The organism is Haliea sp. E1-2-M8 (assembly GCF_030649675.1).
GTDB lineage: Bacteria > Pseudomonadota > Gammaproteobacteria > Pseudomonadales > Halieaceae > Haliea.
The window spans coordinates 1-23642 of sequence record NZ_JAUTDR010000032.1 but is presented as its reverse complement, the minus strand read 5'-3'; the positions used below and the strand labels follow the sequence as shown (position 1 = coordinate 23642).

At 54.1% G+C, this 23642-nt stretch carries 21 protein-coding genes and 2 pseudogenes; 7 read left to right on the top strand and 16 right to left on the bottom strand.

The features are described from left to right. From Q6D67_RS19240 to Q6D67_RS19220, 5 genes are read right to left on the bottom strand one after another with little or no spacing between them, the layout of a single operon-like run. A complete protein-coding gene (locus Q6D67_RS19240) occupies positions 1–1200 on the bottom strand; it encodes a saccharopine dehydrogenase family protein (protein WP_304707298.1) in 1200 nt (399 codons plus the stop codon). A gap of 60 nt (positions 1201–1260) precedes the next feature. Continuing rightward, the gene (locus Q6D67_RS19235) at positions 1261–2751 is read right to left on the bottom strand and encodes an aldehyde dehydrogenase (RefSeq protein ID WP_304707297.1); all 1491 of its coding nucleotides are present in this window, start codon (positions 2749–2751) and stop codon (positions 1261–1263) included. 22 nt (positions 2752–2773) lie between these two features. Next, the gene (locus tag Q6D67_RS19230) at positions 2774–3130 is read right to left on the bottom strand and encodes a cupin domain-containing protein (RefSeq protein WP_304707295.1); all 357 of its coding nucleotides are present in this window, start codon (positions 3128–3130) and stop codon (positions 2774–2776) included. A 4-nt stretch (positions 3131–3134) separates the two neighbouring features. After that, positions 3135–4433 carry a glycosyltransferase gene (locus tag Q6D67_RS19225; RefSeq protein ID WP_304707294.1) on the bottom strand — a complete coding sequence of 433 codons (1299 nt, stop codon included), beginning with the start codon at positions 4431–4433 and terminating at the stop codon, positions 3135–3137. Positions 4434–4488: 55 nt separating this feature from the next. Continuing rightward, complete coding sequence (locus Q6D67_RS19220; RefSeq protein ID WP_304707292.1) at positions 4489–6702, bottom strand: TonB-dependent receptor; 2214 nt, start codon at positions 6700–6702, stop codon at positions 4489–4491. Between the two features lie 242 nt (positions 6703–6944). Between Q6D67_RS19220 and Q6D67_RS19215 the strand changes: the two genes are divergently transcribed. Continuing rightward, positions 6945–9395, top strand: a complete 2451-nt coding sequence (locus Q6D67_RS19215; RefSeq protein ID WP_304707291.1) for an FAD-dependent oxidoreductase — start codon at positions 6945–6947, stop codon at positions 9393–9395. 131 nt (positions 9396–9526) lie between these two features. Then, positions 9527–10123, top strand: coding sequence for a TetR/AcrR family transcriptional regulator (locus Q6D67_RS19210; protein ID WP_304707290.1), 597 nt, complete (start codon positions 9527–9529; stop codon positions 10121–10123). Between the two features lie 407 nt (positions 10124–10530). Here the strand turns inward: Q6D67_RS19210 and Q6D67_RS19205 are convergent. The 7 genes and pseudogenes from Q6D67_RS19205 to Q6D67_RS19175 form a co-directional block, all read right to left on the bottom strand. Continuing rightward, positions 10531–11076, bottom strand: a pseudogene (locus tag Q6D67_RS19205) (IS66 family transposase); the annotation flags it as partial. 164 nt (positions 11077–11240) lie between these two features. After that, a complete protein-coding gene (locus Q6D67_RS19200) occupies positions 11241–12257 on the bottom strand; it encodes a tyrosine-type recombinase/integrase (protein WP_304707289.1) in 1017 nt (338 codons plus the stop codon). Further along, a complete protein-coding gene (locus Q6D67_RS19195; RefSeq protein WP_304707288.1) occupies positions 12254–13234 on the bottom strand; it encodes a tyrosine-type recombinase/integrase in 981 nt (326 codons plus the stop codon). The genes Q6D67_RS19200 and Q6D67_RS19195 overlap by 4 nt, the downstream gene beginning before the upstream one ends. Continuing rightward, complete coding sequence (locus Q6D67_RS19190; RefSeq protein ID WP_304707287.1) at positions 13231–14454, bottom strand: site-specific integrase; 1224 nt, start codon at positions 14452–14454, stop codon at positions 13231–13233. The genes Q6D67_RS19195 and Q6D67_RS19190 overlap by 4 nt, the downstream gene beginning before the upstream one ends. Positions 14455–14643: 189 nt before the next feature. Beyond that, positions 14644–15681 (bottom strand): annotated as a pseudogene (locus tag Q6D67_RS19185) (IS66 family transposase); the annotation flags it as partial. Between the two features lie 89 nt (positions 15682–15770). Beyond that, a complete protein-coding gene (gene tnpB, locus Q6D67_RS19180) occupies positions 15771–16106 on the bottom strand; it encodes an IS66 family insertion sequence element accessory protein TnpB (RefSeq protein WP_304707285.1) in 336 nt (111 codons plus the stop codon). Then, the gene (locus Q6D67_RS19175; protein WP_304707284.1) at positions 16103–16468 is read right to left on the bottom strand and encodes a transposase; all 366 of its coding nucleotides are present in this window, start codon (positions 16466–16468) and stop codon (positions 16103–16105) included. Before Q6D67_RS19175 ends, tnpB begins: the two co-directional genes overlap by 4 nt. Before the next feature lie 62 nt (positions 16469–16530). Here Q6D67_RS19175 and Q6D67_RS19170 point away from each other — a divergent pair, with 62 nt between their 5' ends. From Q6D67_RS19170 to Q6D67_RS19160, 3 genes are read left to right on the top strand one after another with little or no spacing between them, the layout of a single operon-like run. Further along, positions 16531–17103, top strand: coding sequence for a transglycosylase SLT domain-containing protein (locus tag Q6D67_RS19170; protein WP_304707283.1), 573 nt, complete (start codon positions 16531–16533; stop codon positions 17101–17103). Next, positions 17075–17377, top strand: a complete 303-nt coding sequence (locus Q6D67_RS19165) for a flagellar transcriptional regulator FlhD (RefSeq protein ID WP_304707282.1) — start codon at positions 17075–17077, stop codon at positions 17375–17377. The genes Q6D67_RS19170 and Q6D67_RS19165 overlap by 29 nt, the downstream gene beginning before the upstream one ends. Next, positions 17374–17844 (top strand): FlhC family transcriptional regulator, encoded by a 471-nt coding sequence (locus Q6D67_RS19160; RefSeq protein WP_304707281.1) that lies wholly within the window; start codon positions 17374–17376, stop codon positions 17842–17844. The genes Q6D67_RS19165 and Q6D67_RS19160 overlap by 4 nt, the downstream gene beginning before the upstream one ends. Positions 17845–17918: 74 nt before the next feature. Here Q6D67_RS19160 and mobH read toward each other — a convergent pair whose 3' ends face one another. Continuing rightward, on the bottom strand, positions 17919–18656 hold the full coding sequence (mobH, locus tag Q6D67_RS19155) for a MobH family relaxase (protein ID WP_304707280.1): 738 nt from the start codon (positions 18654–18656) through the stop codon (positions 17919–17921). A gap of 215 nt (positions 18657–18871) precedes the next feature. On the opposite strand from mobH, the gene Q6D67_RS19150 reads away from it, so the two are divergent. Continuing rightward, entirely contained in the window at positions 18872–19387 is a 516-nt protein-coding gene (locus tag Q6D67_RS19150) for an H-NS histone family protein (protein WP_304707279.1), read from the top strand. A 55-nt stretch (positions 19388–19442) separates the two neighbouring features. Here the strand turns inward: Q6D67_RS19150 and mobI are convergent, their stop codons facing one another. Together mobI and Q6D67_RS19140 are read right to left on the bottom strand one after the other, a co-directional pair. After that, positions 19443–19901 carry a conjugative transfer protein MobI(A/C) gene (gene mobI, locus Q6D67_RS19145; RefSeq protein ID WP_304707278.1) on the bottom strand — a complete coding sequence of 153 codons (459 nt, stop codon included), beginning with the start codon at positions 19899–19901 and terminating at the stop codon, positions 19443–19445. Positions 19902–20262: 361 nt separating this feature from the next. Next, the gene (locus Q6D67_RS19140; RefSeq protein WP_304707277.1) at positions 20263–21462 is read right to left on the bottom strand and encodes a hypothetical protein; all 1200 of its coding nucleotides are present in this window, start codon (positions 21460–21462) and stop codon (positions 20263–20265) included. A 501-nt stretch (positions 21463–21963) separates the two neighbouring features. Between Q6D67_RS19140 and Q6D67_RS19135 the strand changes: the two genes are divergently transcribed. Beyond that, positions 21964–23091 (top strand): ParM/StbA family protein, encoded by a 1128-nt coding sequence (locus tag Q6D67_RS19135; protein ID WP_304707276.1) that lies wholly within the window; start codon positions 21964–21966, stop codon positions 23089–23091. Between the two features lie 344 nt (positions 23092–23435). On the opposite strand, the gene Q6D67_RS21930 is transcribed toward Q6D67_RS19135, so the two are convergent. Continuing rightward, positions 23436–23564 carry a helix-turn-helix transcriptional regulator gene (locus Q6D67_RS21930; protein WP_370551999.1) on the bottom strand — a complete coding sequence of 43 codons (129 nt, stop codon included), beginning with the start codon at positions 23562–23564 and terminating at the stop codon, positions 23436–23438. Positions 23565–23642 lie beyond the last annotated feature (78 nt).

The following is a 23642-nucleotide window of genomic DNA, read 5'->3' as shown; positions in this document are numbered from 1 at the left end:
CTAAACTGGCACGTCCGTGCATACGTCAAGTGTTATTTTAAAACGCCGTTTTTTCAGCTCAGCGAAATATCTCGAAACATCAAAAAACTCCTCCGGACTAAAAACACCTGCCTGCCCTTCCTGCCGCACCAAAAGCTGTGCAGCGATGGAAGCGTTCATGGAGGTACCGGCATCATGATACTCACTGAAGAATTCATCAGGTACCGACGTTACAGTTGCACGCACAGTAGTCGGGAGTCCACCGCACTCCCCGTGTCCGACAGCAAAGTGAATCTGATAATCTTCCTGTTCGGGAAGCCGCTCATGATTACGCTCAATATTACGCGATATAACAGCACTCAGAAGCTCCCCGGGGCTAACTTTCATTCCATTCAGGTCCACAGGTTCATCAAAGCTTCCAAAACCCGCTTTAACCAAGCTCTTCCAGATCCGGTCATCCTGCTCGGGTAAATGTAGCTTCCAAGTCATTTCATTTATACCCTTCTCCGCGATCCCTTTTGCAAATGGCACGGTAAGCGGCTCGGAATGCTGCGAAAACATAAACTCGGTCTCTCCGAATGGTTCGGGTAGTATGATTGTCTCATGACCGCTTTGAGCCGGTTGTTCTCTCAGTTTTCCATCTAAAAACTGCCAACTTGAATTGTGATACTCCGCTAACAATGTGTAGATATTGTAAAGTGGTATAAGCACCGGGCTGTCCGGTCCCACTATTTTTCCTGCCCAAAACAGATTAATATTTTCAATACTGTCAAGTTTTTCTGCGACGGCTTTACAAAGTACATTCGACATCCCTGGGTCGGCGCCGCAACCTAGCACTGCGCTCAACCCTGCGTCCTGCCACAGAGGATGAAGGTCTTTTTGCTTCTGTGTGTATATACCCATCCCGCCCAGATCAATGTAGGGGCAGCCAGCGTCAAGCGATGCCTTGAAAATGTCCATTTGCAGCCCTGCGAATGTAGGCACGGCATTTATGCACACTTGAGCCTCGCTGAGGATATCCCTGACAGCATCCGCTTCCCGAACGTCGATATGAAAAACGCTGAAACGTTTGTCCTGGATTGCCTCGTTCAGCCCTGACAAAGCTTTCTTGTTACTGTCAGCTACTACAACAGCCGTAACGTCCTCGCTTTGTTCAGAAAGTAGATCGAGCGCAATCCCCTTACCCATAAGCCCCGCGCCACCGAGTATGACTACTCTCATAGACTAATCTCCCAACGATAAAACGACAGATATAAAACGATTGCGCCTTCACCCCTGCATTCAAACATCGAATGTTGAATCATCGTATGGATACCACCAATCCTGAATACGCTGCTCACCATCGAAGGTTACGTATTTAACGTTCCTGAATGCATTAAGACCTTCAGAGCCCAATTCTCTTCCCAGCCCAGAACGCTTACGCCCTCCGAACGGCAACGCATCATTGTCAACCAAAGGGTTGTTTATCCACACCATTCCGCACTGAAGTTCCTCTGCCGCTCTCATTGCCTCGCCGAGGTTTGTCGTCAATACGGACGCGCCCAGCCCATATCGGGACTGATTACATAGTAAGAGAGCCTGGTCGAAATCCTTCACGCGGCACACAGCCACTACAGGCCCGAATAGTTCTTCCTGCATAATCTGCATGTCAGGCGTCACATCTGAGAGGACGGTCGGCTCAAAAAACCAACCCACATCCCTTTCTCGAGGAACTCCTCCACCGCACGCAACCGAGGCACCCTCTTCCACCGCACCTTGGATAAGCCTGATCACGTTCGCACGTGAACGTTCAGTAGACATTGGGCCAATTTCACTGTGGGAAAAACCATCTCCTACACGCAGTGCCTGGACACGTTCAACAAAACTCCGTACAAAGTCATCGTGTACAGAGTCGATTACGTAAATCCGCTCAGTAGACGTGCATATTTGACCTGACAGGTGAAAGGCGGAGCAGGTCACAGCGGCCGCCGCGAAATCGATATCGGCATGATCACTAACTATGAGCGGATCGTTTCCGCCGCCTTCCAGAACCGACGGTTTCATTTTTTTCGCACATGCAATCGCCACCAATTGCGCCGTCTCAGCAGACCCAGTAAACGCAACCACATCGATTTGATCTGAATCAACAAGGAATGCCCCAGTAGAACCGTCGCCCGGTATGCAGGACACAATCCCTGACGGGAGCGATTGAAAGTGCTGCATAAAACAAAGCGTACAGAGCGTGCTAATTTCTGATGGCTTTATGATCACAGCGTTGCCCGCTGCGAGTGATGCGGCCACCGTGAACGCCATAATGAGAATTGGGTAATTATACGGAACAATGTGGGCCGTCACGCCGCATGGGTCATAGCGCTTGAACTGGAACAGGCCCGGCTGAATTGATCCCGCAACACTTCCCGCGTCACCTCTGGCGAGCTCGGCATAATAGTCAAATATGGACGCAATGTTAGCTAGCTCTCCCATCGATTCCGGAAAAGGCTTACCTACTTCCATGGTCATCAGCCTTGACACCTCCCGTTGGAGTTGATGGCTCATTGAATGTGCAACTTCGTGTAATTTCGCTGCTCGGGTTTTAGGATCTAATTTACTCCATTCCTGCTGGGCACGCCGAGCGCAAGACAAAACGCGATCTATTTCTTGTGCATGCGGCACACCTCTCTTCCCTACTGATTCAAGGGTAGCCGGATTGATCACATCATGTTCTGTGCCGGATAGTTCCCTATACTGGTTTTCGGAAAAGAGCTGGGCCTTCCCCGGATCGAAGCCTGACATCACACCTACCTCTAGCGGCTCGTTAGCGGACCATGTAAACTTTTCTGACGGTTTCCAGCACTTCGCAGGTGCCAGACCAACCGGCCGGGAATGCTGCCGCAACACCAGTGGTCACGGTAAACTCCGCACCCGCGTCGGGCCGGTAGATTGCTTTCCCTGAGAGGAAGTAGCAGAACTCGTCTTTTACTACGTCACAACGCCAGACACCGGGAGTACATTGCCACATTCCCATTTCAGAGGATTTGTCTTCCCTTCTGAAAAGGAGCACGCCACTTTCATGCGAAACTGGGTCGCCGATAGGCGCGGCAACCTTACCCCAATCCGTCAGTTCATGCTGTTGCAGTTCGAGAGGATTCGTCAGTAACTTCGCTTCAAGCATAATGTCATCCTGTCGATGATTGGAGAAATTGGTCAATTGCTTCAGCAGCTTTTTCCTTTCCGTCCTGCGATCGCATGTATTCGCTCGTAGCCCGCACATTGGATCGGATTTCCTCATCCGACAACAAGGTCCTGATGTTGTCTAAGAATTCATTATCGCTCCACTCGTAACGATGCATACCGATACCATGGCGCGTATCATTCACTCTCTGGGCGTTATCATGCCCATCCCAGACAAAAGGCATAATCAATGGCGGTATACCGTGATACAGGCTTTCATTGAAGCTATTGTTTCCGCCGTGTTGTATAAAAATGTCCACATGTGGAAGTACCGCCACCTGAGGATACCAGGCGCTGATGTGCACATTGTCAGGCAGTCCTTCCTTGTACTGATCCATATATTCCCCGACATTGACTAGAACACGATAAGGTTGGTCTCCGAGAATATTTATCATGCGCTTTATAAGTTCCACATCGGCTCCACCCAGCGTTCCATAGCTTAGGTAGATTAATGGAGAATCGTTATTCGATTCGAAGGAAGGCAGTGTATAATTCTGGGGTTCATCCCTGACACAACCGTCAAGGTAGACAAATCGGCTCGGATCGAGAGGGTTACGTCTATTAAAGCGCAAAGGCTTAGGATAAAGCAGTAGGTTCAAATAGGGTGAAGGCGACACGAATTCCGGGAACGGAAGGCGTTGGCATCCACACTCTTCCAGGAAATCCATAAACTCATCGTGCAGAGGCTTTATCTGCTTTTCAAATTCCCAGTTATATTGTTCAAAACACTTTTTGTCTTTTTCCGCACAACCTGAAAGGTGGGGCGGTATATCGGGATCAATGATTTCATTCTCGGAACATGAAATCATTCTGACCCAAGGACAGCCCGCCTTCTGCGTTGCCGGGTAAACCGCTACATTGTCGTTTATAATAAGGTCAGGGTTTATATCTGCAATTACCTTGTCGAGCCCGTTTTTTACAGACCATCTGGAGGTATCCGTAATCGCTTCCCAACACGCCTTGACATAGGTTCCGACTTGACCCAGTGGCGAGTAACGGAACGTCGGCATGTAATCCACCATGAAGTCGTCCCAATACTTGGCCTGCTCCGCCTCTGACATAGGCGGCATACAACTTATGTAGTTTTCCTTGAACCCATATTGCTCAGCAGTGCCACGAAGACCGGGCTCCAAAATAAAATATATGTCATATCCCCGGTTACGCAGCCCCTGACTGATACCGATAAGATTCATGAGGGGCCCAATCGCACCAGGTTCAGGAAATACTGCGATTTTCTTTGCCATAACTCATTCCTTTGCTCTTCGGGCGTACCACATCCACACCTGCTGCACAGAAGTATTAGTTCCAGTTATATCTAAATTCAGCTCCGAACCAACGGGGAGGCCCGTAAACCAGTAGCGCGTAGCCGAAGAAATCTGAGAGATCAAATCGATAGGTCTGGTATTCCTCATCAGTCAAATTATTGACAAACATTGCCACTTCCCAACTGTTGTCCCCGTGGGGATGCTCGTACCCGACCCGCGCGTTCCAAAGTGTATAGTCTTCACCGAGAGTCAGTGGGCTGTTATTGGTGTTATATTGCTGTTCGTCGACATAGACGCCGTCGATCTGTGCAGACACATTGCCGCCGTTCCGCAACTGCCATCCATAGCGACCGAGAAAGTTAACTGACACGTCTGGCGCCGTAATCATGTTCTGATCTTCAAAAATCCCGGGCGCCAACTCGACACCCTCTACGGTCGCCTCCATCAGTGAAAGTCCGGCGGCAAACTCCCATCCTTCTGCGGGTGATAGAAAGAACTCGAGTTCACCACCATAGATTTCCGCATCCAGATTTTTGACCTGTGTCGTGATACCCTGAAAAACAAACCCTTGGTAATCCTGGTAATCATAGTAGAACGCGCTAGCGTTTACCCTTGCCCTACCCTCCCACAGGTCAGCTTTGACACCCACCTCATAGCTATGAAGGATTTCAGGTTTGTACGACAATTCGTCCAGGAAAAGAAAACCGTCCAAGGGGTTTGTAAATCCTCCTCCTTTCATGCCTCTACTAAATTTGACGTAAGTCAGCAAATTTTCCTTGGGCACATAATTTAACGAAACAGTTGCGGTAATATCCTCATCATTGCTTTGCAGAGAGATTGGCCCGGCTTCAACTGCGAGTGGGCTCGTCGGATCGCCGGAGGTAAATATACTACAGTCGTTGGGAGGAAAACCAGGCAACCACGGCTCCCCAACGGGGATCACCGTGGCCGGACTGCACTGCGACAACAACGAATAATCCTTATTATCTTTCACGAACCGAGCGCCGGTAACAAGCGTAAGGGTATCGGAGAGATCGTATTCGACCTGCCCGAAAAGTGACCACGAATCCGTTTCCAGAGAATAGCTGTTGGTAACCGCGCCACCGAAGGTGGGAGCATTCAGGAAGCTGACGTAATCGCCATCTAGGTTCAGATAGTAGAAACCTGCGACCCAGCGGCTGTTCCGGGTTTCGCCGTTAACACGGAACTCCTGCGAGAACTGTGTACTGTCCTGATCCGTGAAATAATCAAGAGACCGGCTTTCATTACCGTTTGAGTCCTCAAGATAATACTTCTCCAGATCAGTAAAATCTGTGATCGATGTCACTGTAAAGTCGTCCGCTTTGAACACTAATGTTGTTGTACCACCGTAGGCCTCCTGGTCGTTCACTCCAGTTGGGTTTAGTGCGCCATCGTTAACCCCAGGAAAGTTGTTTGGCGTCCCCTGGAAGTCGGTCAGCATATCATCTAACTCTTCGAAAGCGGGATGGAAGTCATACGCACCAGCAACCGTATCGCTGCGTGTCGCTCTGAGTGCAATATTTGCATCCAGCCATGAGGTCGGACTATAGTCCAATTGGAGTCGTGCGCTGGTGAAGTCCCGGTCCCGTGCGTCATCCCCCAACGCATTATCGAAATAACCATCCGCCTTATCCTGCAATAAAGAAAAACGGGCGGCCAGGTTCTCCGTAAGCGGTCCGCTGATGGCACCTTCGAAACGCAATTGATTATATTCGGCGATAGTCAGATCAGCATAGGCCTCAAATTCTCTAGTAGGCTTTTTGCTGATAATGTGAATAAGCCCACCGGTTGCGTTCCTTCCAAACAAGGTTCCCTGCGGTCCCCGTAGTACCTCTACACGCTCCACATCGTACAGTTGAATACCCGCTGCGCCAGTAAAGCCGACGTAGGCGCCATCTACATACACTGCAGTAGGCGCCTCTTGGTGATCCGCGAAATCATTCTGGCCTACCCCGCGTATCGAAAATAATGAGACAGTGGAATCGCCCGAAAAAGAGGTTGCTATCAAACCTGGTGTTTGAGCTGCAATATCCTCACTACTCTGCCAACCCATGGCTCGTACCCGAGCACCCGTGAATGCAGAAATTGAAACTCCCACATCCTGAATGTTTTGCTCTCGCTTCTGGGCAGTTACGATTATTTCTTCAAGAACCTGTGAATGTACTGGAAGGCTTGAGCAAAAAAAGGAAATCAATATGGCTGTAGAACATTTTTTACCCCTGATCATAACAGCTCCCCTATACTCCATTTTGTTGTTCGACACGGACTTACCTCACTACCAGCTGATCGAGCATATCCGCAATATTCAACCTAGACCATTAATGTTTTTAGTACAATATATATTTTAGTGTTTTATACTAGTATGAGGTGAATCAAATTTCGCTTCGGTAGCGGCGACAGCCCAAAGAGTAAAACACAAGCAAACATCTTCGAATTTCCAACCTATTGTTTTTTATAAGGATAATCTTCATGTCCATTAAATCGCTGCCAGATTCAACTGAAGTCGTAATCATAGGAGGGGGAATCATCGGATGCAGCGTCGCATACCACTTAGCTCGCTCGGGTTGTAAGAACACTGTTCTTTTAGAACGAAAGAATCTAACTTGCGGCACCACTTGGCACGCAGCAGGGCTTGTCGGATGCATGCGAAATAACCACGCACTAACTGAAATGGCGAAATACACGGCGGACCTCTATGCCGGACTTGAGGCCGAGACTGGGCAGCCAACCGGATATAAACGGATTGGGTCTTACTCTCTTGCCAGCACAAGCGAACGATTCGAGGAGCTAAAACGTTCAGCATCTGTCGCTGCTTACTCCGGACTCGATGTGGAAGTTCTTTCGCCGGATGCTATTGCAGAACGACTTCCGCTTATCTGTGCCTCTGATCTTCACGGTGCGGTGCATATTTCGGTTGACGGTAAAACTAACCCAGTTGATACGACACTCTCATTGGCAAAAGGCGCCAGGCAGCATGGGGCCTTAATTTTTGAAAACACCTGCGTAGATCGTATCCATCTAAAAAATGGGAAGGCCGTTGGGGTGAGCGGAACATTCGGTCACATGGAAGCACGCTATGTGATTAACTGCACAGGCATGTGGGCACGTGCGTTGGGCGATCACTGTGGAGCTGTAATCCCTCTTCATGCCGCTGAGCACTATTACGTGGTAACTGAAAACATACCCAATCTACCCTCGGATCTTCCTATAATCAGAGACTTGGATAACTGTATCTACTTCAAGGAGGACGCAGGGAAGCTTTTGATAGGCGTATTCGAACGCGAGGCTGTCCCCTGGGGGATGGATGGTATACCCGAGGACTTCAGCTTTGATCAATTACCCGATGACTTCGCACACATTCAGCCCTACCTCGAAAATGCACTTCGTCGGGTACCACAGTTGGAGAATACTGGCTTTCAGCTAGTCTTTAATGGGCCAGAAAGTTTTACACCTGACGACAATTATTACCTCGGCGAATCACATGAGATCCAAAATCTTTTCGTCGCTGCCGGCTTTAATTCCATTGGAATCCAATCAGCAGGGGGAGTCGGCAAGGTGCTATCTGAGATTGTTCTTGAAGGAAGAGCTTCTGTGGATATCGTGCCCGTGAACGTGAAGCGAGTACAAAGTTTTCAGAATACCTCACAGTACCTTTATGATCGTACCAAGGAAACTCTTGGACTTTTGTACGCAATGCATTGGCCCTACAGACAACCAGAAACCGCTCGGAATGCCAGGCAAACTCCTTTGTATGAGAAACTCTCGCATCAGGGAGCCTGTTTTGGTGTAGTAGGCGGCTGGGAGCGCCCCAACTGGTACGCACCCGAAGGCGAGAAAGCTGAATATGTCTATTCATGGGACAGGCAAAATTGGTTTGATTACTCAGCCAAAGAACATCGCGCAACGCGGGAGAATGTCACATTCTTCGAGCTTTCTTCTTTTTCAAAGTTTCTTGTCCAGGGCCGTGATGCGGAAGCAACTTTAAATTTTTTAAGTACAAATAATGTAGCTGTAGACGCACGCCGGGTAGTGTATACACAGTTCCTCAACAACGACGCTGGTATCGAGGCCGACGTTACCATTATGCGCCTTAAAGAAGACACGTTCATGGTAATAGCGGGTGCGGCCACCCATAACTTCGTATACTCCTGCCTCAACCGATCCTGCACCAATGACAACCACCTCTTTGTGACTGATGTTGCATCAGCTTACTCAACACTCGCCATCATGGGTCCCAACGCCAGGCTCCTGATGCAAAAACTGACTCCCAATGATGTGAGCCATGGAGCATTTCCCTTCGCCACTAAAAAAACTATCGAAATAGGCTATGCGAATGTAGAGGCACTGAGAATTTCCTACGTTGGTGAACTTGGGTGGGAGCTCTACGTACCAACCGAATACACGGCTCATGTATACGAAAGAATCGTCAACGAAGGAAAGGATTTTGGCCTCAAGCACGCCGGCTATCATGCGCTTAATACACTACGACTGGAAAAGGGCTTCCGGGAATGGGGTCACGACATTGGTCCCACCGATACCCCAATTGAAGCTGGCCTCTCCTTTCTGGTCGACTGGAACAAAAAGGGTGGCTTCAGGGGCCGGGAAGCCCTGCTTAAACAAAAGGATAGCCCGCCCGGCAAGCGTCTCGTAAGCTTTATTCTTCCCACATGCGATAAGCTCATTTATGGCGAGGAGCCGTTGTTGCTTAATAAAATGATAAGCGGTCGAGTAACCTCTGGTGGCTTCTCTCATACCCTCAATTGCCCAGTCGGACTGGCGTATATACAGCACCCCGAGGTGTTTCGTAAAGGGTTTTTCAACGAGGGGCTTTATGAAGTTGAAGTTGGTAAATTGAGGTACCCTGCGGAGATCTCTTTGCTCCCTCTATGTGACCCCAAAAATTCCTATATGAAGAGCTAATACCCTTTCTGCTCACACCTACAAATGCTACCATTTGTCGCCGATATATTCGGTCCCCGCTGGCCGCTCGGTGTATTGGCCAATTTCTGCAGAGATGGCGATGACTTTTTTTGTTAGTAGAGTTTTAAACGGTGATTAACCCCCCACGACGCAAGAAAGGTCAACAGACACGTGACACCATCGTAGCTGCGGCCAGAAGACTTCTTTTAGATGAAGGATATGACAACTTTGTCTTTCGGAGAGTGGCAACGGAAGCAGGCGTCGAACCCGGTAACGTTCAGTATTATTTTGCCAATAAGAGAGACCTCCTCTGGGCGGTTTTACTACCTGAACTGGAAAACTACAAGGATCGGCTGTCGGGCGTATCCCACACTGGTCACAGCAAGTACGAAAAGATAGAGGAGATCGTTACCTTTCTTCTCAGCGACGTCAAATCTCGATCAACGTTATTCCTATGGCTCGCAATCTGGGGCATGGCAGCTCACGACCAAGAAATCCAGGCAATCACAGGGCGATTTTATAGGAAATATGTTGATATTCTGTCTTCATTTTTATTAAGCGCGTCTCCAGATCTCAAGGCTGACAAGGCGCAAGAGATTGCTTGGCTTATCACATCCGAGTTTGACGGACTCATGGTCGTAATGCGGTTTGGCAAACCTAAGCGGGTTGTGCTAAAAAATCTGGAAAGTAATCTCGCACGTTATATTTGTGACATGCTGGAACAATGACCAGCTGTGGGTCCGTATTACCTAACGGACAGCAGATGTTAGGACACTCGCTCGGGACCTTCCAAGCAAAGCTGAAATGGACCGACTTACGGCCGAAAAACAATCATTTCCAGCACTTTGCTTGCATTCGGCATAGCCTGTCCTACGGTAAGTTGATAGCGCCTACCAACTATTCCTGCAGGTCAGGGCATGCCACAGCGCCTATACAGGGACCAAGGTACCATCTGCCACCCGAGTGAAACTCAGGGTATCAGCCAGGGGTACTGCCGTCCTCATCATTTAGCACCACCCTTCCATCACCTGTTTGGTATGGCGTCGGCGGCACTGAACGCCAAGTGGTATCTGGCGGCAGGGCTAAGGCAGCGTTTGCCTCGCCTTCGACGCAGTCTGCTGTATGCGTCCGGTGATTACACCTTGATCGGAGGTGTCCAGTTATGCGGCAGCAGAGCATCAAGGTCTGACTGTCGCGCGCTGGGCAAGCGTGCCAGAACGTCACGCAGGTAAGCCTGCGGATCCAGACCGTTGATCTTTGCCGACTGGATCAGGGTCATCACATTGGCACCGCGCTGGCCACTGCGTAGGGAGCCAGCGAACAGCCAATTGCTTCGGCCAAGGGCCCAGGGCCGGATCTGATTCTCCACCCAGTTGTTATCGATAGGCAGATTGCCGTCATCCAGGTAGCGGACCAGGGCGGCCCACCGTTTCAGCGTGTAATCGATGGCCTTCGCAGTCCGTGTGCCGTTGGTTAGCCGGGATCGCTGGCCCGTCAGCCACTCACGCAGATGCGTTACAACGGGCCGCGCCTCGGTGTCGCGCAGCCGCTGCCTCTCCTCTGGCGGCAGGCCGCTGGCCTGTCGCTCAACGTCATAGAGCATGCCGATGTACGATAGCGCTTTCTCGGCGATGGGGCTTTCGTTCCGCTCCAACAGCTCGTGGAACTTGCGTCGGGCGTGCACCTTATCCCGTGCTCCAGATAAGGTGCATTATCTGGAGTTGTAATTTATCCGGACTGCCTGGTATTGCATTCATCAACCTGGTCAGCGAGTGCCTTATTTATCGCATATTCGCGACCCCACGGTAAAGCGTAATCTCGATTTGCTCCGGATAAATACACACGCTACAAAGATTCCAGGAAAGTCAGGAGATCGGGTTTCGGCTTCCAGGGTGAAGTATGCCCAGGCACGAGACCTGACTTGCGCCAGAATGCTTCAAGCGCATCTTGCTTCATCTGAAGATTGGTGGTGATGTAGCGACTGGTAGTAGAAATACTGGAATGTCCCAGGTAGTCGCGTATCACCGTGACGTCGACGCCGGCCTGGAGTAGGGCCACCGCGCAACTGTGACGAAGTAGATGCGGCGCGATACGATGCTTATTAATCCCGGGAGAATCACGAGATGCCAGCTTGGCGTACTTTTGTAGAATGTAGGCCACCCCGTCGCGGGTCAGCGGATGGCCATATCGGTTACGGAAGATCGGTTCATTTGGACGACCGTCGCGTACAGTGGACAGATGTTGCAGGGAGGTCGCAGTCTCCCCCCACAAAGGACAGTGCCGAACTTTTTTGCGTTTACCCTGAAGATACACCTGTCTCGGCGGTAGCAGGCTCAAGTCCTGAACACGAACGGAAAGTGCTTCACTGACGCGCGCCCCGGTATTGTAAAGGAAGAGCAGCAACGCGTGATCGCGAGCACCCAGGACGGTTCTGCGATCAGGCTGTTGAAGAATCAGTCGCACGTCCTCTGGCTCCAGATAGTGAGCAGGCGAAGTGCGTGATCGCTTTGATGGCAGTGCAATCACACGATAGTACTGATTGCCACGTGATAGGTCATGACGAATCAGATGTTTGAAGAATCCTCGGATGGCGGTGAGCCGGCAGTTGCGACTTGCCGGTGTATTACCCCGTTCGATTTCCAGGTGCGCCAAGAAGGCCTGGATCGATTCGATAGTTAGGTCTTCGAGTCGCAAATCACTTATAGCACATCCTCTTTTATCCGCCATGAACCGAAAGAGTAATCGAAGCGCATCCCTATATGCCCGGATGGTATGGGGACTTGCACCGCAGTTGGACTCGAGGTGTTCCCGGAAAAACGACTGGACTAACGACAACAGTCCAGGTGTCTTCTCCCGTATCATCGGACTGATCCTGGGCGTCTGTATTGCTGTTCAAAGCGATTACTGGCCAGTTGTAACAGCTCCGGCGTGGCATGCAGGTAGACCTCGGTACCGAGCACATTGAGGTGGCCCATGTAAGCTGATAACCAAGGCAGTCGCGCATGGACGTCGACGCCTTGGCGGTACCAATCGGTCAGGCGATGAACTGCATAGGCGTGACGAAAATCATAGGGACGCGGTCCGATCCGGCCCTTGGTTGGCTTCAACCCCTGTTTGCGTAAAAGCCGCCTAACTGCTTCTGAGGCGGCTCCAATTGTTAGCGGAGATCCATCGAGACGGATGAAAAAGGCATCTGTCCCTGTGTATTCGGTGTCGACGGTAATGCGCGTCCGTTTCTCCAGATAAGTATTGATCTCGCGAGCAAGGTCAGGGCCAAATGGTACGAGTCGGCTGCGACCTTTGCTCTCGCGAATAGCAAACCGACACTGTTTGAGATTGACATCGGACAGACGCAAACGTACTGCCTCCCCGAAGCGTAGCCCGGTACAGTAGAGGGTCAGCAGCAACAGATGCAGCATCGCCGCCCAGATATTGCGTCCCTGGTGCCGTTTGGCGGCAGTAATGAGCTGTTGGACCTCCTTGTGTGAAAAAATGTAGGGGGAGTACACCGACTCGGTCTGCGGTGCGTACGCGTGTTCCGGTACAAATGCTCCTAGATGGCGGCGTCGCCGATAGCGGCATAGCTGGCGCACGACTCCCAGGTCGAGCGATATAGTCACGGCTTTGCGGCCTTCAACTCGTGACAACCAGCTCTGAATTGCTGGCTCAAGGGCTATTGTCGGCTGCTTCGTCAGACGCTGTTCGAGTTCACATTGAACGAATCGGTAAAAGCTACGCAAGGTGGCTTCCCCCCGCGTATATGGATAACCCAAAGCGTGTTTGAACGCGAGAAAATCCTTGATGTCACGCGCCAATTCATCACCTGTGACGTTCGTCATGATGTCGGTACCGGCAGCGCCATATCACGTAAGCGCTCGATCGAGACCCGCAGATATGCAGAAATTGACTCTGGGTCCCGATGCCCGAGAATATCGCCAATGAGCTTGGGCTGGGTGCCCAGTTCCATCTGGCGGCAAGCATGCGTGTGGCGCAAAACGTGGGTGCCGAGATAGGCTGCAGATACGCCAGCTCGCTGGGCGTGTGTATGCAGGATGTGACGAATGGTCACCGCGCAGGCCAGAGGTTTATGCGGCGTGCTCATAGTCACGAACACATGTCGGGTCTGGGCGTGCACTGGTCGTCCGTGACGCAGATAACTTCCCAGTGCCCGCGCCACAGCGGGCAGCAATGGCAACATAAACTCGACGCCGGTCTTAGGACGTGTTACTCGGAGTGTGCTGACCTTCCAGTCAATATCGTCAAGCGTTAGTCGAATGACTTCACCTGCACCCAGACCGTAAGTACTCATCATCAACAAAAGTGCATAGTCGCGCTTCCCGCAAGGGCTTCGGCGATCGACAGATCGCAGAATGCGCTGCACATCCGCCCACGGGAGTGTACGATGTGGACGTTCACTGCGGCGTACTACAGGCGCGGAGATCGAGGAGGAAAAATCGACAGATAAGCGCCCACTCATGTGCAGGAAGCGGACAAAACCACGTAACGTTGAGCAAAAGTCAGCGACGGTGACACGTGCATAGCGCCTGCGGCTCTCAATTACAAAATCATCAATATCCTGTAAACGGAGTCGTTGCAGCGGTCGGCTTCGCCTGATCAGAAATGTATTGAACAGGGAAATATGCCTAAGCTTCTTATGGACTGTGCCCTCCGGGTTGCCGCGATCAAGGCGCAGATGGTCGGCGAAATCACGCAGTAGCGCTGCACGTGGGTGACATGGGCGCTTCGACGGCGTCCACGGAGGTACCGTCTCACCCAGCAATTGCAGTGCTACAGCCCAGCTCCGGAGTGCACTACGAGCCGCATCAAACGTGACAACACTATCGACATCATGCGTCTGTGCATACCACTCGGCAAACCGGGAAACTCGTAGCAGTGTGAGTTGGGAATTCTCCTCAAGCCTCCCGTCTTGGCAGTAGAGGGAAAACCGCCATACCCAAAGCTTGTAGACAGAAATCGAGCTGGATTTAAGGCATCGATTTTGCCGCCAAATCCTGGCGACTGCTGAGAATCGCTTATCCCACACTGACTGCATTGTCATCGTCACTCCATAGCTCGGAATGTCAATTAGCCTGTATAGAGTAATGACGTTTGAGCTGCGCCCAAACTGTCGGCATTGAACGTGAATGGAGACTTAGTACCGAAATTTATGCAGCGTATCGGATAGAGAAAACTGCTTGTAAACTAGTCTTTCCAGCATGAAACTCTGGATAAATTACAACTCCAGATAATGTGCCCAGCAACCCACTTCGGTCATGCCTGTGGTGAAGCCGGCCTTGTAGCCGGTGTAATCGTCGCAGACCAGCTGACCTCGCCAGTCCGCCAGGAATTCCCGGGAGGCCTTGCCGGAGCGTGAGGGTTGGAAGTCGTAAATAACACCCTGCACCGGGGCATAGCGCGTCGTCGCGTAGGCCCAGATGTAGGCTTGGTGCGTTCGTTTCTTACCCGGCGAGAGCATGGGCACCGGCGTCTCGTCAGCGTGCAGCACCGCGTGCTCAAGCAACTTGCTCCGGAGGTGCTCCACCAGCGGCGTCAGTTCCACGCCACAGCGTCCGACCCAGTCCGCCAGGGTGGACCTCGGCAGTTCAACGCCTGCTCGGGCGTAAATCTGTTCCTGACGGTACAGCGGGAGGTGATCCGCATACTTGCTGATCAGCACTTGCGCCAGCAGGTTCGTGGTGGGGATACCCTTGTCGATCACGTGCGGTGCCACCGGGGCCTGCGTGATGGTCTCACACTGCCGGCAGGCCCACTTGCCGCGGATGTGACGTTCCACCGAGAAGCTGCCGGGTTCATAATCCAGCTTCTCGCTAACGTCCTCGCCAATCCGGGTCAGGGCGCAGCCACAGTTGCAGGTGGTGTGTTCCGGTTCATGATGGATCTCGGTGCGTGGCAGCTGGGGCGGCAAGGGTCGGCGCTTCGGTGTGCGGGTCTTGGGCTCGGGCCGCGGACGACTCTCCGCCAGCCGCTCCAGCTCTTGTTCAATGGCCGCCGTGTCTGCGTCAACGAGTTCTTCAAGGAGGTTGTATTGCTGCCGGTTGACGCCTTCGCTGCGTTTGCCGAACCGATGGCGCCTAAGCAGGGCAATCTCGTGAGTCAGCTGCTCCTCGCGCATAGAGTAGCGGCGAATGGCCTCGTCACGTGCAGCAAGCTCGGCGTCCTGCGCCACGAGGCGCGCATCGCGTTCGCCCAATTGCGCCAGCATTTGCTCCGCCATCTGGCGGAGTTCGGTCTCGTTGAGCTGATTGAGATCGATAGGCGCTTGCATGGGAATACTGTGCCAGCACAAGCAAAGCGGTGCCAGCCGCAATCATCGGCAATCGTTCTCTGGAACTGCGAGCGGGATTCTGGTGTTATCTAATGCCGGTCCATGAAGTGCCCAGCGCCAGCATGCTGCCAGGGTAAGCCGACCACCAGCGCCTGCAACTGTGGCAGATCAATGGCCAGTGGATCGCCGGTGCGCAGCTGACTCCAGACGAACCGACCCTGGTGCAGCCGGCGCGATGCCAGCCAGATACCGAAGCCGTCACACACCAGCACCTTCATCCGGTTGGCGCGCTTGTTGGCAAAGACATACGCGCAATGCGGACGTGCTTTGCCAAAGCGGTTGATGACACGCGCCAACGCCGTATCCGGTCCGGCGCGCATATCCAGCGGCTCGCGGGATAGCCAGATCTCGTCAATCTTGATCACTGAACGAGCGCCTTGAGCCAGGCGACCGAGTGGTCAATCTCACTCAATGGCCACTCGACGGTGATCGGACCGCGCGGCGTATCCAGCCGGATGCTGACAGTGGGCTGAACGCGCCCTACGCTCTGGCGTGGATTGGATTGGTCTTTGGCCGGCATGGGTAGCCGCACAAACTCTCCGGTGTCTTCGACAGTCATCAATTGGCGCCACTTGTGTACCAGGTTGAGGTTGAGGCCATGACGCAGCGCAACTTCGGCCACGGAGGTGTTCGGTTGCTGGCACTCGGCCAACACTCGATTTTTGAACCCCGCAGAGTAGCGACGGCGCCGCTTGATGATCCTTGGAAGAGCCGCTTCGTTATCCATATCACGTGCCCACTTAAGATTAGGTGGGCACCTAGCTTACGCAGTTTGCGGGGCGCGAATAGATGGGTTTACCGGACGGTTACAGTCTGCTCCCTTTAGGCATCGCTGCCCTCTGCAGCACCGCCCACGCCTTCCCCGGCGAGCAATGGCATATTGCCGGACAGATCCACGGTTTGGACCCCGTTCTGCTTTACGCGGTCGCCTTGGCCGAGTCCGCGACTCCCAGAGGGACTAGTCAGGTCACCCCGTGGCGCTATGCGTTGCGGGCAGGTACCGAGACCCACTACCCTCGAGACGTGCAGTCCGCTAGCACCTTGCTGGCCTCACTCTTGGAGGCCGAATCGTCACGGACACTGGATGTCGGTCTTATGCAGATCAATCTGCACTGGCATGGCCACCGTGTGGAGAATCCCGCCGCCCTGCTGGATAGCAGGATTAACCTCAACGTCGGCGCACAAATCCTGGCTAAGGCGATGGCTTCAGCACCGCAGGACCCAGCCCTGGGTATAGGGCGTTGCCAAAGTTGGCGGGACGACAGGGCGCGCTGGTACGGAGACCGTGTGCTGTCCATCTATGGGGCTTTATTACTCGCATGGAGCGACGAAGATGACACCGAGAGAGAAGGACTTTTATGAACTGAACCTGGCTTACCTCCACGCCGCGCGGGAACTGGCGCGACTGGATCCTTCTGAGGCCGTGGCTCGACTTGGCCTCAGTTTGGACCTGATGAAGGCTCTGGAGGAGGTCGGTATCGACGACCTGCACCGACTGGCAAGCTCTTCCTTCCTCATGTTTCAGCCTCGGGGGAACCCGCACCAATTGCTGGACATGGTCAAGGCCCGCGGCAACGGCATCCCCCGTATCGCGCACCTTTTATCCAGCCTCTCCACTCCAGGAGAAGCGCGATGAACACACCAAACCGACGAGAAATGATCAACCGGGCGGCGATGCTCCTGGATGCAGGCTACCGCACCACGATTGTCGCACTGGATACGGGACTGAACGGCCAATACCTGCGCGAGTTGCACAAGGAAATCACCGGGCGACCGCCCAGAGCCGGCCAACTGCCAGAGGCGGATGCCATCGTAAATACCCGGCGCGTGTTGGTCGAGGGGTCGCTGCTGATGGGGCTGTACGTGGAGATTGGCGGTCCGGAGGTGTACCGACAGGTAGACCTGGACGCCCTAAGCAGGGCTTACCGGGCCTATCTCCAGGCCAGAAAGGAGGCCTGCCTCCCGGACACCAAACCCTGGCGCCGGCTGACCCTGAACGAAGGCTGGGTACTCGCCCGCGACTTGCGCAGCCGACAGGCCGCACTCAAGCGCTGCAGCTGCGGTTGTCTATACTTGATGGTGTCACGGCAGCGTATTCATTAGGGGTGCCCCTGCTGTGATATAAAGCAACACGGACATTGAATCGATCGGGGGGCGCGTATGCGACAGTTGCTCCGCTACAACCGGTCCGCCTCCAGTATGGGCCGGGATACCTTGTTCTCGAGATCAAGACAGCCGATCGCCAGCAGCATGGACTGCAGCATGTCCTGCCCAGGCTCTGTCAGCCATGCCAGAACCGCCGTGGGAACAAGACGGGGGACTAACAACAATCCCTGCTGTTCATGGGCCTTACCCCGCCCTACCCGCCAGTGCAGGTAGTACTGTTCCAGCGCATAGCGCTGCGTCCAGCCCGACAAGGATTCCAGCAACGGTTGCCAGCGCTGGCTGCCTCCGGCATCACTTACCACAAGGTCACTGAGCGGCTTGCCGCCATCATGCAGCAAGGCCGCAACCACGACCGCGGCGCGCCAGCGGACCTCACACTCCTTGCGCTGCAGCGGGCTTACATCGGAGGCAAAGATAACGCTGTCCGCCAGCCGTCCTGCCAGTACCGCCACTGCCAGGCTGTGCCGAAAAAGGCCACCGGCGCCACAGTGATGGTGCTGCTCCGAAGCGGGTAGCAGCTGAATCCAGTCCGCCAGAGCGCGCAGCACCGGAATTAGCAGTCGACCGAATGTTTCACGCCTAAGACCCGATACCTGCTGTAACTGGCTGACCAAAACATCTTGGCTCTCCAGGATGGCCTCCACCGGCACATAGGGCAGGCCCTCGCGAAACGGTGGATAACGAGGTATCGCCGGCCGCTCCGGTTCGAGACCTTGCGGATGAAGCTTCCCTGATAACATCTTCAGCATGCATGGCCTCCCGAAACTACATTAGAGAGTGGCAGGTATAACGTCGGGTAGAGCTGCGCAAGACGTCGAAAATTATCGGTTTGCTGATGGAGAAAAAATAGACATTAGAAGAATCGTGTACGAAATGATTGAACAGTTTTTGCCTGAAAACACGCTTTGCGTTTAACTGTGATAAAAAATTATAATACGCGCAGTAATCTCAACAGGAATCTTTTATGAAAGGCAAAACCTCCGCTCTGGCACCTTTTGTCAAATCTATCACGATGACCCGGACTGAAGCGCGCCGGCTCCCTATAGGCGATCTCGAAAAACTAGTCGCATCGCTCGACAAAACACTTGCGGCCGAGAAAACCAAACTGGAAAAGAAACAATCACAGGAACGCAGTGCCACCATCAAGAAGGTGAACGCGCTGTTGGCAGAGAGTGGCCTGCAGCCCAATGATCTGAAGAAGACCACCGTAAAGACAAAGGGCCAAGCGAAGGCCAAGATCAATACCAAGGCGAAAACCAAAGCCAAAGCCAAAACCCCCAAGGCTGCGAGCAAAGCTGCCGCGAAAGGTAAACCCGCCGCCGCGAAGAAGGCTGGCAAACGAGCCACTGTGCCGCCGCGTTATCGTTTGGAACTCGACGGCCAGGAACACCTATGGTCAGGCCGTGGGCGGACCCCGAAAGTATTCCAAGCGTACTTCGACGCCGGCAATTCCCGCGAGAGTTGTGAGATTTCCACCTAAACTTGTTTTCCTGCGGCAGTGTGGCAGTCCCGCCCACTGCCCGGATCTTTCCGATTTATTCGCTCGCGCTCTGCAATTTCTGTTTGCGCTGGATGTAGATCTGCGCACGCAGGTTCATTTTTACAAATTCATCCAGCTGACGACGGACCAGCGTAAACTGCGGCTCCAGTGATTGGCTGAGTTCCAGCTCCCATCCCTTCAACTTACCCGTCCCATCGGCCAACTTTGCACTACGATCAGCCGCCAGAGTAACCGCCTTGCTGACAACCACCCGCTTTTTGCGCGGACCGAAGTAGGAATTCACATACCACTCGATCCCGAACACCACGCTGCGCTCGCGAAGACGTAACCCAAGACTCCCCCACTCATCGTAAGGGCGCGTCGCGTGAATCTCGTGATGCTGCTGCCAGAAATAGTTCACTTGGGATTGCGTCTGCTCCCGAAGTGCAGAAACCTCGACGGCAATCAGTTCCCGGAAACTAAGATACCACGGGTCCTGGTCATGTATCGTCACGGCCACCTCCCTCTCAGACATGTAATATGCAGTTGCGGCTCCAGAGGACGGCTGTAATCCGTCCTCGGGCATGCGCATCTGAACAGAATTATGCTGATTCTGTGACTGAATGGTGGACGGCAAGGTGTCAATACTGCACGTGTTGCTCGGTCGCGATAGCGGATGTTGCATGACCATCCATGGGTAGATCCGCTGATCACCTACCCTAAAGACGCTGCCAACTCATGATGTTGCATTTGTCGGTATTTATTGACAAAGACCGACATAATGCAACCTCATGGCGACATGCCAAGCCTGTTGTGACAAGACTGCTGCATTGGCGCACGCACTGCGGGACTGCTCGCAGGAATGACTTTCAACTCTAAAACTGGCGACTCAGAACGGTCCGCAAGAACTCTCCTTCCGGTGCTGCATACATGGCCCCGATCTGCGTCCTAACCTCCGCCGTAATGTCTGCCGTTGAGGCCGCCTGCATTACCGCCGAGTAGGCATTGAGCACATCAGCACCGGTAATCTCGTAACCGTAGCCTTGTGAGATCCAATGCAGTGCAGCCAATCCCGCCGCCAGCGCGAAGTCAGGCTGCTTCTCAGCGTAGTCACGGGCAGCGCGCGTCAGGGTGCGTGGATCGGTCGGGCTGCGCGTCGCGAGTTCAGCAGCAAGCGCAAACAGGCCTGCGTCCTTGGCGGCGGCAAACCATTTGCCCTCGGCGCCGGGCGTGCTGGCGATCAGGTCACGCAGGATCTGTTCCGCTGGCCTGTCGGGATACTTTCTGGCGATGGCGCGAAATGTTGCCAGGTACGTTGTTGCCTGGTTGGCCTCAATGGCATAGCGACGGTACGCCTCGTCGGCCAATCCGGAAGATAGCAGGATGGCTTCACAAGCCTGAGCAATCTGCCAGCCGGGATCATTGAGACCGCGGGAATCCTCCGCATAACGGATGGCTTCGGATTTCTTGCCCATTGCGGCGAGAGCTTTTACGCCCCAACGACGGTCATGCCACCACTTGAACGGTGCCCTGTCGAGCAACGCCAGCAGCTCCCGGTGGCGGCCCGCTGTGTGCAGGGATGCCAGGCAGGCCGTCGTGCCCTTAAAAAATCCGTGGGGAGGTGCTTTCGGACTCCACATACTTTCGAGAACAGGGAGGAATTCGTCAGCCCACTGTGACGCCACCTCGGGTGTCACGGACAACTCGCCCCAATAATCGCCCAGGATTTCGATGTAAGGCATATCGTCTTCCTGCAGCGCCTCCCACAAGCGGTTCAGCCAACGCTCGCGCAGGGGCGTATCGACGTCTGCCCTGGCAATGATCGGCACCAGGGTATCTATCGCTCTATTGACCGCCGAACCCAGGGCACCCGAGGAGCTATCCACCTGCTCCAGCGCCGGAGAGAGTTTCACCAGCAGGGTGACGGCGCCCTCAGCCGCCAGCACAGGCTCCTTGCGGGCGGCCTGCTTGATTTCCTTGACCGCTTCCTGGATCCGCTTGATGGGCAGGTCAGAGCGCCAACCGAAGGCCTGGCGGCGGAAGCGAGCGGTGAACTGCCATTTGTGGGCGGTCATGGCCAACCATCCACAGCGCGGTTACCGAGAAACTCGGCGGCAGCTTGGTGCTGTTTAACAGCGCACAGTCTCAACACGGTGGCAGGCTTGTTCGGAGTAGTTGCAAAAGTATGTGGTTTGCCCTGGAATCTGTCCATGTCTCGCTTACACAATCTGTCTTCTGGTCCAATGAAGCCATGGCCCATCCAGGGTGGGTCCGCCGGTTACCTACTCTACTGACTCACCCTGGCAGGGTACGCCAGACTGAAAGTTCCCCGGAAACGCTCTTCTCTCGGCGCGCCCTACTCCCCCGTACATGATCCTGGCCATTGCCTGGCCCGACTTTGGGCCATGCGCACTGTTGATCGGGATGAACCCGAATTCCCCGGGCCGAGTCGGTCTACCTGACTCGCCCTCCCGGGCCGCGCCTGTAGAGTATGGCGGACCCACCAAAACCGCTGAATCGAGGGTGTTGCGAATCACGCCCCATCATCGGCACATCAGGGCTCCCCAATAGCGAGCATGGCACGCGATTTCAACGCTTTGATCGTCACCAGCAGGCCCGTGGATACGGAGAATGGCTTCAGGATCGGTAAGTGCACTGTAGGTGTTGCGGCGGTACATCGACCTGTTTCCATTCACGCAAAGTGCACTGCAGGTGCACTGGGAGTCACCATGGTCACGGCAGGCATTGATATCGGCTACTCCAACCTAAAAGTCGTCATCGGTAACTTCAGTACCGGACCTCGCGTCATGATCCGCCCTGGCGGGGCGTGCCCGCTGGAGAGCGTGGCGCAGGCGATCCAGCAGGGCCGCAATACGCCCTATCTTGGGGTCACTGTACGGGATAACCCCTGGGCCGCCGCGATGGATCCGGAGCACTGCCAGCACTGGGAGCGAGAGCTCACCCCAGACTTCCCATTCTCGGACCCGTATCTTGCCCTTTATCACGCGGCGCTGTTACAGACCGGGGAGCCATATCTGGACCGGGTGGTCACGGGCTTGCCGGTCAGCCAGTATCTGAACACCACCCTGCGCAAGTCGCTTATCGAGAGGCTCCAGGGTAAACATCGTGTTCAAGAAGATCGGGTGATCGAAGTCCGAGAGGTGATTGTGCTGCCGCAGCCCGTGGGCGCCTACCTGGATCTGGTTCGCAGCGGACTGCATCTGGATCTCATCGAGCAAGGCCGGGTGGTGGTGATCGACCCCGGATTTTTCTCCGTGGACTGGGTCGCGCTGGAACGTGGTGCGATCCGGCAATCGTCATCGGGCACCAGTTTGGAAGCTGTGTCACGCGTGCTCGAGTTAGCCGCCGCAGACTTGGCTCAAGACACCAAGGTCAATCCCGGAATAGACCGCCTCGAGCGCGCCTTGCGTGAACAGCGCAACCGCGCCCTGTTGGGCGGACAGCAGATCGACATCAGGCCCGCCATCGGCAATGCCGCGGCGACTGCGGCCGCCCAGGCGATAAAGCTGTTGCAGCGAAACATGCGTAGCCTGGACATTCAGGCGGACCTGATACTGCTCACCGGAGGCGGCGCCACCCTCTTCTACCCCGCCATTCGCGAAGCTTTCCCGAACCTGACGATACATGTGCCGATTGATCCCGTGGCCGCCAATGCCATCGGGTTCTGGTACTTGGGGGTCTGAGCAATGCGAGTCATTGTCACCGTGACCGAGGGGGCTGCGCAGGAATTGTATACCGAACTCGCTCGCATCCCTGCCCGGCAGCGCGCGGAGCGTCTCCGACATCTTGCCGCTCTGGGACTGGCACTCCTGGGAAACGCAGAGCTTGTTCTGAAAGGTGGCCAGTCTACGGCAGGCCAACCCGCTAACGGGGAAAGACCCTCGCTGCCAGATGATGCAGCGCAAAGACAGGATGCCCTCAAATCCAGACTGCTTGGGCTGGGTCCAACCCTGCCGGAGTAAGGGAGCATGGGAAGCCGAGGTGCCAGAGATAACTCGCACCCGCCCCGACCCCGAGGGGACTGGTCTCAGGATGTCATTCGCTCGACGATCCTGCGCTCAATCCAGGCATCGACTTCAGCGGCAACCCAGGCCGATGCACGGGGGCCAATCTTGATTGGCGAGGGAAATTGGCCTCGGGAGGCCATATCATATATTGCGCTGCACTAGTGTCCGGTTAAAAGTTGAATAAATTCAGTTGGTTGCCGTGGGCATCCAGTTCGGTTATGTCGCCA

Bases quoted from the DNA above. Each gene is read 5' to 3' on its own strand.
- Q6D67_RS19240 (WP_304707298.1), bottom strand. From the start codon at position 1,200: ATGAGAGTAGTCATACTCGGTGGCGCGGGGCTTATGGGTAAGGGGATT.
- Q6D67_RS19235 (WP_304707297.1), bottom strand. From the start codon at position 2,751: ATGTCAGGCTTCGATCCGGGGAAGGCCCAGCTCTTTTCCGAAAACCAG.
- Q6D67_RS19230 (WP_304707295.1), bottom strand. From the start codon at position 3,130: ATGCTTGAAGCGAAGTTACTGACGAATCCTCTCGAACTGCAACAGCAT.
- Q6D67_RS19225 (WP_304707294.1), bottom strand. From the start codon at position 4,433: ATGGCAAAGAAAATCGCAGTATTTCCTGAACCTGGTGCGATTGGGCCC.
- Q6D67_RS19220 (WP_304707292.1), bottom strand. From the start codon at position 6,702: ATGATCAGGGGTAAAAAATGTTCTACAGCCATATTGATTTCCTTTTTT.
- Q6D67_RS19215 (WP_304707291.1), top strand. From the start codon at position 6,945: ATGTCCATTAAATCGCTGCCAGATTCAACTGAAGTCGTAATCATAGGA.
- Q6D67_RS19200 (WP_304707289.1), bottom strand. From the start codon at position 12,257: ATGATACGGGAGAAGACACCTGGACTGTTGTCGTTAGTCCAGTCGTTT.
- Q6D67_RS19195 (WP_304707288.1), bottom strand. From the start codon at position 13,234: ATGACGAACGTCACAGGTGATGAATTGGCGCGTGACATCAAGGATTTT.
- Q6D67_RS19190 (WP_304707287.1), bottom strand. From the start codon at position 14,454: ATGACAATGCAGTCAGTGTGGGATAAGCGATTCTCAGCAGTCGCCAGG.
- Q6D67_RS19175 (WP_304707284.1), bottom strand. From the start codon at position 16,468: ATGGATAACGAAGCGGCTCTTCCAAGGATCATCAAGCGGCGCCGTCGC.
- Q6D67_RS19170 (WP_304707283.1), top strand. From the start codon at position 16,531: ATGGGTTTACCGGACGGTTACAGTCTGCTCCCTTTAGGCATCGCTGCC.
- Q6D67_RS19165 (WP_304707282.1), top strand. From the start codon at position 17,075: ATGACACCGAGAGAGAAGGACTTTTATGAACTGAACCTGGCTTACCTC.
- Q6D67_RS19160 (WP_304707281.1), top strand. From the start codon at position 17,374: ATGAACACACCAAACCGACGAGAAATGATCAACCGGGCGGCGATGCTC.
- mobH (WP_304707280.1), bottom strand. From the start codon at position 18,656: ATGCTGAAGATGTTATCAGGGAAGCTTCATCCGCAAGGTCTCGAACCG.
- Q6D67_RS19150 (WP_304707279.1), top strand. From the start codon at position 18,872: ATGAAAGGCAAAACCTCCGCTCTGGCACCTTTTGTCAAATCTATCACG.
- Q6D67_RS19140 (WP_304707277.1), bottom strand. From the start codon at position 21,462: ATGACCGCCCACAAATGGCAGTTCACCGCTCGCTTCCGCCGCCAGGCC.
- Q6D67_RS19135 (WP_304707276.1), top strand. From the start codon at position 21,964: ATGGCACGCGATTTCAACGCTTTGATCGTCACCAGCAGGCCCGTGGAT.